This is a genomic window from Pseudomonas sp. BN417 (assembly GCF_029871205.1).
GTDB lineage: Bacteria > Pseudomonadota > Gammaproteobacteria > Pseudomonadales > Pseudomonadaceae > Metapseudomonas.
In genome coordinates this window covers 1-12,009 of the sequence record NZ_SSOJ01000084.1, presented here as the reverse complement: position 1 = coordinate 12,009, position 12,009 = coordinate 1, and the positions used below count along the sequence as shown (strand labels likewise).

The window sequence follows — 12,009 nt, the reverse complement described above, 5'->3', positions numbered from 1 at the left end:
CCCCTAAGCCACGGGGGTTAGACCGAAATTTGGCAAAAATCGTTTCCTACAGCTTATGGCCATTGCCCCCTATAAGTTACGTCCTTATGACAAAACGATCATTCACATGCTGGGGGGCATTGGTTAGAACTCAGCTTAACCCGCCGCCGCAATGGCGATGGTTGAAGGCCCGTCACGCCGGCAACGGGACTTCGAAGGCAGAGCATTTTCTGCCGGGCCTCGACTTGGGGCCAATGGACATAACAGTCAACAAATGAGGGCTACACCCTATGAGAAGACTTAAGCGTGATCCGATGGAACGAGCATTCTTGCGCGGCTATCAGCACGGCATCAATGGCAAATCCCGCGATCTTTGTCCTTTCACCCATCCCACCACACGGCAAGCCTGGATCAACGGTTGGCGCGAGGGCCGTGGCGATAACTGGGATGGCTACACCGGCGCCGCCGGTATTCACCGACTGAACGAACTCCACGCCGTCGGCTGACACAGGATCACACCGACTTCACCAAGCACGCCCCATCCGGGCGGCGGGCGCAAGCCCAGGGGCTCCCTTAGAGGGAGCCCTTTTTATTTGTCCTCAGACCCTCGGCAGCGCGGCGATGGCATCCACCGCCTCGCGAATCAGCGCCGGCCCTTTATAGATGAAGCCCGAGTAGACCTGCACCAGGCTCGCACCAGCGGCGATCTTCTCCGCCGCATGGCGGCCCTCGGTGATGCCGCCGACCGCGATGATCGGCACGCGCCCGCCCAGTTCCCCCGCCAGTACCTTCACCGTGTGAGTGCTCTTGTCGCGCACCGGTGCGCCGGAAAGACCACCCGCCTCGTCACCGAAGGGCAGGTGCTCGACGCCTTCGCGGCCGAGCGTGGTGTTGGTGGCGATCACCGCGTCCATGCCGGACTCCAGCAGCGCCTTGGCCACCATGGTGGTTTCCTCGTCGCTCATGTCAGGGGCGATCTTGATCGCCAGCGGCACATGCTTGCCGTGCTGGGCGGCCAGGCTGTCCTGGCGCACACGCAGGGCTTCCAGCAGCTGCTTCAGCGAATCGCCGAACTGCAGGCTGCGCAGGCCGGGGGTATTCGGCGAGCTGACGTTCACCGTGATGTAGCTGGCATGGGCATAGACCTTGTCCAGGCAGATCAGGTAGTCGTCCACTGCACGTTCGACCGGCGTGTCGAAGTTCTTGCCGATATTGATGCCCAGCACGCCGTCGAACTTGGCCGCACGAACCCGCGCCAGCAGGTGGTCGACGCCCAGGTTGTTGAAGCCCATGCGGTTGATGATGGCTTCGGCCTCGGGCAGGCGGAACAGGCGGGGCTTGGGATTACCCGGCTGCGGCCGCGGGGTCACGGTGCCGATTTCGACGAAGCCGAAACCCAGTTGAGCGAAGCCGTCGATGGCGTCGCCGTTCTTGTCCAGGCCGGCGGCCAGGCCAACCGGGTTGGGGAACTCCAGCCCCATCACCTTCACCGGCAGGCTTGCCGGCGCCTTGTTCAGCAGACGGTTGAGGCCGAGACGGCCGCCGGCACCGATAAGGTCGATGGACAGTTCGTGGGAAGTTTCCGGGGACAGGGAGAACAGGAGCTCGCGGGCCAGTTTGTACATGGTCGGTCGGGCATCGATCGGCGGTATGGGGCGGCGATTATAGCCGCGCCGCCCGCATCAGGCGAGGCGATGCAGGCTCAGCAACCTGCCGTCGGCGGAAAACTCCAGCTGGAAAGTTCCCTGGACGCCGGCGTGGCCCAGGTGCGGTCGCAGGTAGTGGGTTGGCAGGCTGACCTTGCGGCCGTCGCGACTACGCAGCAACACGCGGTTGGCGCGACCTTGATAGACTGCCAGGATTTCGCCGGCAGTCAGGGAAATATCCAGCACCAGGCTGGGCATGGAGGCATCCTCGACAATGAAGTGCAGAATTCTGCCACACCGTCCGTTCACCCTCGTCCCCCGGCAGGCGGAATTGTGCGGCACCCGGCGTGCGCAGCTGGCAGCGCTCTGCCACACTGCCACCCGTGCCCCGGGAGTATTCAGGCCATGAGTGACATGCAGCCACTACCCTTGACCGCCCGCCTGGCTGCATTCGCCCAGCGCTTGGGCCTTGGCAAGACACCGCGCCGGGTACTGGAGCGAGCCAGTCAGCTGCAACTGCCCTTCCAACCCCTGCCCCGCCCCCAGGATTCAATCTGGTGGCAGGTCGGCCCGCCCTTGCAGCGGCTGGTGGAGTTGCCGCGCGGCGCCCTTTCCGGCCCGGTGCAGGAAGACAAGGCGGAGGCTCACGCCGTGCTGGTAGGCGTAGTGAAGCGCAGCGAACAGCAGCTCTCGAGTTTCGACCTGCGCCAGGTCGACGGCCTCTGCGGCAGCGACAGCGCCCTGCCGCCCACTCCCAGTTTCGAGGACTATCTGGCCGGCCTGCATACCCGCAAGGTGCGGATCATCAGCTACAAGGACTTCGTCAAGGCCATCAGCCTGCCGCTGCCGCGCTTCCTCGCCGGCGAGCGCATCAGTCTGTGCCGGGCCAACTGGCACGGTAGCCGCGTGTTCTGGACCGGCGACCAGCAGGTCGAGGCCTTCGCCGCCGCCGTCGCCTATGCGCGCCTGCGCGAACTGGAAGCCACCCTCCCCGCCGCAATCACCGACTACCGCCTCGACCCCGGCGGCCTGAGGCTCCTGGACGAGCGCTACCACGTACTGGCTATGCCGGTGCAGGCCTGGAGCGACCCCGCCTTCATGGGCCTACTGCTGGACGGCGGCATCCCTTATTCGCGCCTGACCCTCCTGCGCAATGCCGGCGACCCCGAATTCATCCTGCTGCCAAAGAAGCACGCCGAGGCCACGGCCCTGGGTGAAGGCTTGCGCCTGGCCGGCGCGGCGGATGTGGTGAGGTATCTGCAGGCGCTGGCCTGAAGGTCGGACACAGAGGCTCACCCAAGCAAAAAGCCATGGCCGCATTTCTGGCCATGGCTTCTGTCGGGACCCGCTCCCCTCAACGGGACGAAGGCTCCAGTACCGCTGCCACGGGCTTAGAACGCTTGCGCAAGCCGAAGTGATAGGCCAGCACCAGCACCAGGAGGAAGGGCGCCCCGAACACCAGCGTCATCCGGAACACCTCGGTGAAGGCCGTGGTCACCAGGATGGTCGCCATCAGCACCAGCCCCAGCAGGGTGCTCCAGGGGAACAGGCGCATGCGGAAAGAAAGCTGGATGCCGCCATTGCGCTCGTGATAGCGCCGGAAGCAGTAGTGGGTCAGGAAGATCATCATCCAGGTGAACAGCGCCCCGAACATGGAGATGGCCATCATCAGGGTGAAGGACTGCTCCGGATAGACCAGGCTCACCACGGTCGCCAGGGCGATGCCCACGGAGGACAGCAGCAGGGCGTTCAGCGGCACGCCGTTGCGCGTCAGGCGCCCCATGGACTCCGGTGCATGGCCGGCACGGGAAAGGCTGAACATCATGCGAGTGGTGGTGTAGAGCTGGCTGTTCATCGCGGAAACGGCGGCGATCAGGATCACGAAGTTCAGCAGGCCGGTGGCGCCCGGGATGCCGATCTCCTGCATCACGGTGACGAACGGGCTCTGGGCGCCCTGCCCCGTCTGGTTCCAGGGCACGATCGCCAGGATCAACGCCAGTGTCAGCAGATAGAACACCACCAGCCGGATCAGCGTTGCACGAAAGGCCTGCTTGACCGCGCGCTGCGGGTCCTCTGCTTCGCCGGCAGCAACCGCGATCATCTCCACCGACAGGTAGCTGAAGATGGCGATGATCACCGCGACCCACATGCCTTCCAGGCCATGGGGCAGGAAGCCGCCATGGGCCGTGTAGTTGTGCAGGCCGTACCCAGCGGTGCCGCTGCCGAAGACCACGTAGGCCCCGAGCAGGATGAAACCGACGATCGCGGTGATCTTGATCGCGGAGAACCAGTACTCGAAGTTGCCGAAGGCCTTCACGCTGGTGGCGTTGATCAGCACCAGGGCCGCGGAGAACGAGAGGATCCAGACCCACTCCGCCACCTGCGGGAACCAGAACTTCATGTACTTGGCGATGGCCGTCACTTCGGTGCCGACGGCCAGGACGATGCAGGCCCAGTAGGCGTAGCGCATCAGGAAGCCCGCCAACGGGCTGATGTAGAACTCGGCGTAGGCGCCGAAGGAGCCCGACGTCGGGTGGGCGACCGTCATTTCCGCCAGGCAGCCCATCAGCAACAGGGTGATCAGGGCGCCGATGGCATAGCTGACCAGCACGCCGGGGCCGGCGAAGCCGATGGCGAAGGTGCTGCCCATGAAGAGGCCGGTGCCGATGGCGCCGCCGATCGCGATCATGCTCATCTGAGCGCTCGTCAGCTGCTGCCGCAGCCCCTTCTCGCGCCCGGCGATCGCCTGGAAACCGTTGGATTCGTTCATTTCGTCTCTCGGAGTCTTGTGATTATTGAAGATGGACGCGTGCCGATCGCGGCTACAGCAGGCTCAAGGGGTAGTCGAGGATGACGCGGATCTCGTTGTTGTCCGCCGTGTCGATCGCGGCCACCTGGGAGGACGAACGCAGGGTCGCCTGGCGCAGACGCACGGAGAGGTCCTTGGCGGGACCGCCCTGGATCACATAGCGCAGCTCGATGTCGCGCTCCCAGCGCTTGCCGTCGGTTCCGTAATTGCCATAGGCACCCTGACCGCCGTTCGGACCTCCGTCGTAGTGGCTGTCGTCGATCTGGTCTCCGCTGACATAACGGGTCATGAAGCTCAGGCCCGGCACACCGAAAGCCGCCATGTCCAGGTCGTAGCGCAACTGCCAGGAGCGCTCGTTGGGGGCGTTGAAGTCGACGATCTGCACCGAGTTGGCCAGCCAGATGGAGGTGCCAGGCTCGAAGCCGAAACCCAGGTAATCGAAGGGTTCGTCGCCATTCACGCGCTGGTAGGCCAGTGTCAGGCTGTGCGGGCCGTGACTGTAGCGGCTGGCCAACGACCAGGTGGTGTTGTCGATCTCGCCGGCCTTCTGCGCGCCTTCATCGGTCGTGCGGTAGATGTTGAAGTCGAAGCTCACTGCATCCTGCTGGCTCAGGGTGAAGCGGTGCCCCAGGTTGGCGTAGTACTGCTTCCAGATATCATCGAAGCGCGACGCGTAGAGACCGAGGCTGGTGCCGTTTTCACCTGCATAGGAGGCACCGATGTAGTCCGCCGCACGGGTTTCGACACCGTAGGTATAGAGCGCGGTGAGCGGGCCATCGGCGCTGGTGGAGGAACCTGCGCTACCGGCAGTGAAGTGGCCGGCATCGAGTGTCAGGTCATCGATTTCCCGGCTGGTCAGCTGGAAACCCGTCGCGGTCGAGGTGAACAGACGGGCGTTGCCCGTGCCGAACACGGGATTCATCGGCGTCAGGTTGCCGTACTTCAATTCGGTTTCCGACACCTTGGCCTTGATCGCCGCCCCCGCTTCGGAGAAATCGTCCTCGGCACGGCCGTCCGAATCTATCGGCATCAGGTTCGTTCCTGATCGGCCACGCCCACTATCCAGCTTCAGCCCCAGCTGGGCATAGGCATCCACACCGAACTTGACCGGCCCTGGCGTATAACCCGACGCAAAGTCGAGCATGAAGCCATGGGCCCATTCTTCCCTGTAATTCTGGCCGCCCGGATTGTTGAGCAGGTTGCGGTGGAAATAGAAGTTGCGCTGGTTCAGCGTCAGGGTGCCAGCGGAGAGAAATCCTTCGGCAGGGTCCTCCCCGGCCATGAGAACAGGGCTGGCGGCCCCAACGAACAGCAGCGGGCACACTGAAGATAGATTCAGTTTCACAGGGTTTTCCTTTCTTGTTCTAGGTGTGGCGCGTCATTGCCGGGCGCCGCTTTCGAGGCGCCCTTCAAGTTGCAGTGAAATCCTCAGGTCACCTGGTTTCGAACCCGGAAGCGCTCCTGCTGCCAGGTACCGGAATCGAGAATCTCGCCGAGTGTCTCGACCGCCTGCCAGACGTCGCTGAAGCTGGTGTAGAGCGGGGTGAAGCCGAAGCGCATGATCCGCGGCTCGCGGTAGTCACCGATGACACCGCGCTCGATCAGCGCCTGGATAACGGCGTAGCCCTCGGGATGCTCGAAACTGACGTGGCTGCCACGACGGGCATGTTCCAGCGGCGTCACCAGGGTCAACGGGTGGGCGGCGCAGCGCTGCCGGACCAGTTCGATGAACAGGTCGGTCAACGCCAGGGACTTGCGCCGCAAGGCCTGCATATCGGTCTTGGTGAAGATATCCAGGCCACATTCCACCAGGGCCATGGAGGTAATCGGCTGGGTACCGCAGAGGTAGCGGCCGATGCCCGGTGCCGGCTCGTAGTGGGACTCCATGCCGAACTGGCGGGCATGGCCCCACCAGCCGGACAGCGGCTGCCAGACCTGGTCGCGCAACTCCGGCGACACCCAGACGAAGGCCGGCGAACCCGGACCACCATTCAGGTACTTGTAGGTGCAGCCGATGGCGTAGTCGGCGTTCGCCGCCTTCAGGTCCACCGGCACCGCGCCCGCCGAATGGGCGAGGTCCCAGATGGCCAGCGCGCCGCATTCGTGGGCCAGGGCGGTCAGGCCGGCCATGTCGTGCTGATAGCCGGTCTTGTAGTTGACGTGGGTGATCATCACCACGGCCGTGTCGGTGCCGATGGCTTCGGGAAGCTCCTCCGGGCTTTGCACCAGGCGCAGGGAATAGCCCTGCTGGAGCATGTCGGCCAGGCCTTCGGCCATGTACAGGTCCGTGGGGAAGTTGCTCGCCTCGGAGACGATCACCTTGCGTGCAGGATCGCGCTGGGCCTGGATGCGCAACGCGGCCACCAGCACCTTGAACAGGTTGATCGAGGTGGTGTCGGTGACCACCACTTCATCCTCATCGGCACCGATCAGCCGCGCCAGCTTGTTGCCCAGGCGCTCGGACAGGGCGCGCCAGCCTGCGCTGTTCCAACTGCGGATGAGGCCGTCGCCCCACTCCCGTTCAACCACTTCACGGGCACGTTCCAGCGCCACGACCGGGCGGGCGCCCAGGGAGTTGCCATCCAGGTAGATCACCCCCTCAGGCAAGGAGAATTCCGCGCGCAAATGGGCAAGGGGATCCTGGGCGTCGAGCGCCAGGCAATGGGCTTTTGTTGTCATTGTCTTTCCTAGTTCGAAAGGGGACGCAGCACAGCGCGTACCGGGCTGGCATCGAGGTGAGTGAATTTGAGTGGGAGAGCGATCAGTTCGTAGTCGCCGGCGGGAACCTCATCCAGCACCAGACCTTCGAGAATGGCCATGCCATGCCGGGCGACGGCCCGATGGGCATCCATGGCTTTCGACTGTTGCGGGTCGAGAGAAGGGGTATCGATGCCGATCAGGCACACGCCGTGCGCGCCGAGCAGCTCGATGGTCTCCGCCGCCACCGCCCGGAAGCGCTCATCCCAGCGGGTTTGGGCAGCCTCCCGACAGGCGCGCAGCAGCACCCGTGGCGGTACATCCTGCAGCGACGCGGCAATATCCTGCGGACGCACCAGCGGCCCACCGTCCATGCAATGGATGACCCGGCAGGGACCCAGGTAAGGCTCCAGGGACACGGCGCCGATGGCCACGCCAGCCGGATCGTAATGCCGAGGCGCATCGGCATGGGCACCGGTATGTGGCGACAGGCTGATGCGGCCGACATTCACCGGACAGTCCGGCCCCATGTGCCAGACCGTCTCTTCGGTGTAGGGCGTATCGCCGGGCCAGGTGGGAATGCCCGGCTCGATCCAGGGACTGATGTCCCACAAGGAAGGGGATCGCGACATGCTCGTTCTCCAGTTGCTACCGGAAATATGATGAACGAACCCCTTTCGCATTTTCGTGCAAAGTCACGAAGCTAATGGTCATGCTCTCGCATATAATTCGAGAATCAAGCACATCTGCACAATTTTATTCGGACACCATGACACTCGACTCTACGGATATCCGCATCCTCCTCTGCCTGCAGCAGAACGGTCGCATCAGCAACCAGGAGCTGGCGGAAAAGGTCGCGCTCTCGCCTTCGGCCTGCCTGCGGCGGCTGCGCATCCTGGAAGACAACGGCGTCATAGAAAGCTATCGCGCCGTGTTCAATGCCGAGCGGCTGGGCGTGGAGCTGGAAGCCATCGTGCATATCTCCATGCGCCAGGACGACGAGAACTGGCACGAGACCTTCATCCAGAAGGTGCAGTCCTGGCCCGAGGTGGTCAGCGCCTATGTGATCACTGGTGCCAGCAACTACGTGCTGCGGGTGCAGGCGCGCAATCTGAAGCAGTACTCCGACTTCATCGTCAACAAACTGAACCGGACGGCCGGGGTCACCGATATCCGCTCCGAGATCATCCTGCAGAAGATCAAGGAAGGCGGTGGCGTGCTGGATCTGCTGGTGGCCCGGAAATAGCCGGAGACAAACCCCGCAGGCCCGCGCCGCCCTGCTCGATCTTCTTGCTGTGCAGCCGCAGCAGCTCCAGGTTGGTCGGTTTCACCGCTATGTCATCCTGCTCAGCCGGTGCGAACCAGTGGCATTCGACGATCTCGCCATCGGGGCGGGGGTCGCGGGACTCAGGCACAGCCATCCGATAAATCGGTCCCTGGCCGTTCTCAACGGTACAACTCATCGAAACGAAACTGGCTGTCCTGACAGCGATGCATAAAGCGCTGAATGAGCTGATACACGGGTGCGACGCGAACGCAGACAGCATGAGCTGCCCGATCATCGACCTGCTGAACCGGGATTGATCGCGAGTGGCAGGCAAGGTAGCCGGAACACCCCAGGAAAGCCGGAAGGCTTCCGGATTTCCTGGAGCTGCAGGCGCCGCTCAGACGCCGTCTCGATCATCTCCGGGCTCGCCAGCCGCACGCCCGCCATGATCATCGCCGACATCATGGTCGGCCCCATCATCGGCCCCATGACCCACACCGTGGGCTTCGCCTACCTCATGCCCTGGGCCATCGTCGGCACTATGCCCCACACCATGCGGTCCGCCGGCCTCATGACTAGCACCGTGATCGTCGCCACGCCCACTGTGCGCGCCGCCGTGACCACTGTCGCTGCCGCGCCCCGCGCTATCCCCTCCGTGGCTTGAACCGCTGTGTCCACCACCACTGTCGCCGCCATGGCCACCACCACTGCCATTTCCCCCATGGCCGCCACCGCCGCCGCTTCCTCCGCCGTGGCCACCACCATGACCACCACCGCCACCACCATGACCGCCGCCACCACCGCCACTGCCACCACCACCGCCATCCTTGGCATGAACGCTGGAGTAGCTCGAAATGGACTCGGGCACTAGCACGGTCGCTGCGGATAGGGCGACGCCGATTGCCAGCGCCAGCGAGCATTGTTTAACAAGCATGGTGAACCTCCGTTTCGGTTCGTCTCGATACGCCGCCCCCGACCTGGGGGCGTGCTATGTGACAACCAGCACGAGATCGGCGTCCGGACGAGGGGCATGGCTCGACCTCAGACCTGTGTCGCGGTCACTGCCTCTCCAACTGGTGCGGTATGCATTGATGTAACCGACCTCGCCACCGGCTGAACGAACGCCTGGAGGGACACTGGTTTGCAATTCAGGCAGAAGTCCTTGGGCGACTGCGGCCCCGCCGTCCGGCTACACGGGATTTAGCAACTGCCATACCACCGGCGCTTCTCCGAGAAAGAGTGGCCATTGGAAGGGACACAGAGGCCTTCGCCAACGCACTCGGAAGTCGTCACGCCCGTTTCTGTGGGGGATATCCCCCAGCATTGGGTGTATATCGGGGGCGGTTTACTTCAAGGAGGGCGGCATCAGGTATGACTGGGGCCGGCACTGTCGCGCGCAGCACTGGGCGGACTTGACATCGCCATCATGCTTTCCAGGGCCCGTTTGAATGATCTGCGTGAACGCACAAAGGCTCTGAACGCCGATCTCAGTGAGTAGCCGGCTGATGAGATTGTGTATTGAGGTGGCTCAGGCAAGCCGAGCGTCACTTAGTCTGAGTCGACGGATAAAGACCGGCGAGCCGCGCTATCACGACACCGACGTAAAAGACGCCTGAAAATTCTTCGACCATCACCAGTGAGCGGGCGTGATTGGTCAATGGAAGAACATCACCGAAACCGGTGGTCGTGAGCGTCGTGAGGCTGAAATAGATCAGCTTGAAGAAAGTGCCGGACTGTGTGAAATCGAGGTGGCCAGGGCCGAATGAGCCAGCGCTGGATATCTCGACCAAGGCATAGATGAAGGACCACACGAAGGCCAGCATGATGTAGCCCGCGAGCGCGCCATGCAGCTTGTCGGCTGTAATTGGCCCACGCTTGAGAATATAGCGAAGCACTCCGCTGAACGAGACTGCAAGAGACGTCGCATAAGCTATCCCGGCAAGTTCAAGAATCGCGATACTCGCAGTCCACAGTGCCGTCCATTGAAGACCAACCCCAAGCAACGCCAGGCCCAGTTTGAGGCTGAACCCCCACCGAGTCTGCCGGGTGGCAAAAGCGCCCACGAGCAGCACGATTGAAAACAGAATGCCGAGCAAGGTGCGAGCGAATATACCTTCCTCAAGATAGGGAAACAGGAGGATCAAGCCCAGCAAGAGCAGCATGAGATAAGTGCAGGGCCCTTGGCCTATTACCAGCTGAGCGAGATCCTCGTCGGCTTCGGCTTTATCTTGTGGATCTGTCATACCGGTTTCCTGGAGACCGAACTCAGGCTCGTGGCCTGACGTTGCACGGTGAAATCCGACCTGGCTTTAGAAGAGTCGGCAGCGAAATTCTAGTCGCGAATGCGTGTGCGAGGATTCAGCCTGGCAGACAGCGATGGGCCGATCGTTGCCGCCCAGCAACCGCAGGTTAGATGCTGAGTCAGTCACCCAAGCCCATTTCCTACACTGGCCCCCGCTTGCCCTTCCGCCCTCCCCTCCCTATGCTGCGCCGGCCACGGTCAATCCCGTGGCCGGGTTTGACAGCCCGTCAGCTAGGCGCGATTGCGCTGCAAGGTGCATGCGAAAACGGCGGACGTTTTTGCAGGCACACACACGCATGCAGTTTTTACTGCACCGCTCTATGGCGGATCGCGCGGGGAGATCCTCGTGGTCTGCCGGGTACTAGCTCCGGTCTGTCAACCCCGCGCGGTCCGTCACCCTTCGAATGGCAGCGAACGGTGACGACTCCAGAGACCTCAGCTAGGAGCACCACCATGCATGACGCATACACCCCCATCGTTTTCCAACGCCATTCCCTTCACCTTCGCGCGGTGATGATCGACCACCGACCCTGGATCGTCGCCTATGACTTCGCCCGCCTGATCGCCGCGCCGTGCGCCCTGCTGCTGGCCAGGCGCATGCCCGAGCACCAGCGGCGGACGGTGCTGCTGCAGTACGACGGCGGGACTCGGGAGGAGCTGGATGTGATCAGCGATGTGGGGGCCTATAACGCCCTGTTTCGCTTCGGGCATCCGGAGCATCGCTGCATCGGCCAGTGGCTCAGCGAGGAAGTGGTGCCGACGCTGCATGACCAGCATAGGGAAGCGGATGTTTCGCCAAAGCGGGCCTTCATGAGCTGGGCCAACCAGCGCGTCGGCGTGGTGAAGTAGCAGGGTGAGTTGTGGATCGACCGGCGGGACCTGCCGATCTTCATGGTGGCCCACGACGAGCCGGCGCTGAGGGATGGGCCGAGCTGGCGGAATATGCCGTATGGCGATTGGTAGGCGTTGATCCCGTAAGCGAATTCATTCGCGATGCAGTCCGCAGGACTGTCGTAGGTTGGTGCCGAGGAACGAGGCCCAACGCGGGGTATCATGCAACGTTGGGCTTCGCTGAGCTCAGCGCCAACCTACGAGTCGGGGCGGACTCATTCGCGATCGAAATCGTTCCTACCGGCGGCGGGCCGAATCCCATGGCCAAAAAAAGGTTCTTCACGGATTACCGGGGAATGGGGCTCACGCCGGATTGGTAATCCGGTGTGAGGGGGCTTGGAGTCTTTTCGTTCGGCTCATTGCCGAGTGGGCTTCGAGTCTCGGTTTCGCCCTCCCGGGCGAGTCCCTTTTCCAATCG

13 protein-coding genes are annotated in these 12,009 nt (G+C 63.1%); 6 read left to right on the top strand and 7 right to left on the bottom strand.

Going from position 1 to position 12,009, the window contains the following annotated elements:
- Nucleotides 1-269: 269 nt before the first annotated feature.
- Nucleotides 270-485, top strand: coding sequence for a ribosome modulation factor (locus E8F11_RS09695; protein WP_151132935.1), 216 nt, complete (start codon nt 270-272; stop codon nt 483-485).
- Between the two features lie 93 nt (nt 486-578).
- Here the strand turns inward: E8F11_RS09695 and E8F11_RS09690 are convergent, their stop codons facing one another.
- Nucleotides 579-1,604: a quinone-dependent dihydroorotate dehydrogenase gene (locus E8F11_RS09690; protein WP_280288627.1), complete on the bottom strand. Its 1,026-nt coding sequence runs from the start codon at nt 1,602-1,604 to the stop codon at nt 579-581.
- Nucleotides 1,605-1,661: 57 nt separating this feature from the next.
- Nucleotides 1,662-1,883 carry a DUF2835 domain-containing protein gene (locus E8F11_RS09685; protein WP_280288626.1) on the bottom strand — a complete coding sequence of 74 codons (222 nt, stop codon included), beginning with the start codon at nt 1,881-1,883 and terminating at the stop codon, nt 1,662-1,664.
- Between the two features lie 147 nt (nt 1,884-2,030).
- On the opposite strand from E8F11_RS09685, the gene E8F11_RS09680 reads away from it, so the two are divergent.
- Nucleotides 2,031-2,900 (top strand): DUF6685 family protein, encoded by an 870-nt coding sequence (locus tag E8F11_RS09680; protein WP_280288625.1) that lies wholly within the window; start codon nt 2,031-2,033, stop codon nt 2,898-2,900.
- 79 nt (nt 2,901-2,979) lie between these two features.
- Here the strand turns inward: E8F11_RS09680 and E8F11_RS09675 are convergent, their stop codons facing one another.
- The 4 genes from E8F11_RS09675 to kynB form a co-directional block, all read right to left on the bottom strand.
- Nucleotides 2,980-4,395 (bottom strand): amino acid permease, encoded by a 1,416-nt coding sequence (locus E8F11_RS09675; RefSeq protein WP_280288624.1) that lies wholly within the window; start codon nt 4,393-4,395, stop codon nt 2,980-2,982.
- Nucleotides 4,396-4,447: 52 nt separating this feature from the next.
- Nucleotides 4,448-5,716, bottom strand: a complete 1,269-nt coding sequence (locus E8F11_RS09670) for an OprD family porin (RefSeq protein WP_280288645.1) — start codon at nt 5,714-5,716, stop codon at nt 4,448-4,450.
- A 146-nt stretch (nt 5,717-5,862) separates the two neighbouring features.
- The gene (gene kynU, locus E8F11_RS09665; protein ID WP_280288623.1) at nt 5,863-7,113 is read right to left on the bottom strand and encodes a kynureninase; all 1,251 of its coding nucleotides are present in this window, start codon (nt 7,111-7,113) and stop codon (nt 5,863-5,865) included.
- Between the two features lie 8 nt (nt 7,114-7,121).
- Nucleotides 7,122-7,763: an arylformamidase gene (kynB, locus tag E8F11_RS09660; RefSeq protein WP_280288622.1), complete on the bottom strand. Its 642-nt coding sequence runs from the start codon at nt 7,761-7,763 to the stop codon at nt 7,122-7,124.
- Between the two features lie 137 nt (nt 7,764-7,900).
- Between kynB and E8F11_RS09655 the strand changes: the two genes are divergently transcribed.
- The 3 genes from E8F11_RS09655 (at nt 7,901) to E8F11_RS30160 (ending at nt 9,269) form a co-directional block, all read left to right on the top strand.
- Nucleotides 7,901-8,377: an Lrp/AsnC family transcriptional regulator gene (locus tag E8F11_RS09655; protein WP_280288621.1), complete on the top strand. Its 477-nt coding sequence runs from the start codon at nt 7,901-7,903 to the stop codon at nt 8,375-8,377.
- A gap of 466 nt (nt 8,378-8,843) precedes the next feature.
- Nucleotides 8,844-9,062 carry a hypothetical protein gene (locus tag E8F11_RS30165; RefSeq protein WP_348529762.1) on the top strand — a complete coding sequence of 73 codons (219 nt, stop codon included), beginning with the start codon at nt 8,844-8,846 and terminating at the stop codon, nt 9,060-9,062.
- Between the two features lie 6 nt (nt 9,063-9,068).
- Entirely contained in the window at nt 9,069-9,269 is a 201-nt protein-coding gene (locus E8F11_RS30160) for a hypothetical protein (protein ID WP_348529761.1), read from the top strand.
- A 673-nt stretch (nt 9,270-9,942) separates the two neighbouring features.
- Here the strand turns inward: E8F11_RS30160 and E8F11_RS09645 are convergent.
- On the bottom strand, nt 9,943-10,641 hold the full coding sequence (locus tag E8F11_RS09645; protein WP_280288619.1) for an ion channel: 699 nt from the start codon (nt 10,639-10,641) through the stop codon (nt 9,943-9,945).
- A 512-nt stretch (nt 10,642-11,153) separates the two neighbouring features.
- Between E8F11_RS09645 and E8F11_RS09640 the strand changes: the two genes are divergently transcribed.
- Complete coding sequence (locus tag E8F11_RS09640; protein ID WP_280288618.1) at nt 11,154-11,549, top strand: phage antirepressor; 396 nt, start codon at nt 11,154-11,156, stop codon at nt 11,547-11,549.
- Nucleotides 11,550-12,009: the final 460 nt, after the last annotated feature.

Coding starts and splice junctions, on each gene's coding strand:
- E8F11_RS09695 (WP_151132935.1), top strand. CDS start 270: ATGAGAAGACTTAAGCGTGATCCGATGGAACGAGCATTCTTGCGCGGC.
- E8F11_RS09690 (WP_280288627.1), bottom strand. CDS start 1,604: ATGTACAAACTGGCCCGCGAGCTCCTGTTCTCCCTGTCCCCGGAAACT.
- E8F11_RS09685 (WP_280288626.1), bottom strand. CDS start 1,883: ATGCCCAGCCTGGTGCTGGATATTTCCCTGACTGCCGGCGAAATCCTG.
- E8F11_RS09680 (WP_280288625.1), top strand. CDS start 2,031: ATGAGTGACATGCAGCCACTACCCTTGACCGCCCGCCTGGCTGCATTC.
- E8F11_RS09675 (WP_280288624.1), bottom strand. CDS start 4,395: ATGAACGAATCCAACGGTTTCCAGGCGATCGCCGGGCGCGAGAAGGGG.
- E8F11_RS09670 (WP_280288645.1), bottom strand. CDS start 5,716: ATGGCCGGGGAGGACCCTGCCGAAGGATTTCTCTCCGCTGGCACCCTG.
- kynU (WP_280288623.1), bottom strand. CDS start 7,113: ATGACAACAAAAGCCCATTGCCTGGCGCTCGACGCCCAGGATCCCCTT.
- kynB (WP_280288622.1), bottom strand. CDS start 7,763: ATGTCGCGATCCCCTTCCTTGTGGGACATCAGTCCCTGGATCGAGCCG.
- E8F11_RS09655 (WP_280288621.1), top strand. CDS start 7,901: ATGACACTCGACTCTACGGATATCCGCATCCTCCTCTGCCTGCAGCAG.
- E8F11_RS30165 (WP_348529762.1), top strand. CDS start 8,844: ATGATCATCGCCGACATCATGGTCGGCCCCATCATCGGCCCCATGACC.
- E8F11_RS09645 (WP_280288619.1), bottom strand. CDS start 10,641: ATGACAGATCCACAAGATAAAGCCGAAGCCGACGAGGATCTCGCTCAG.
- E8F11_RS09640 (WP_280288618.1), top strand. CDS start 11,154: ATGCATGACGCATACACCCCCATCGTTTTCCAACGCCATTCCCTTCAC.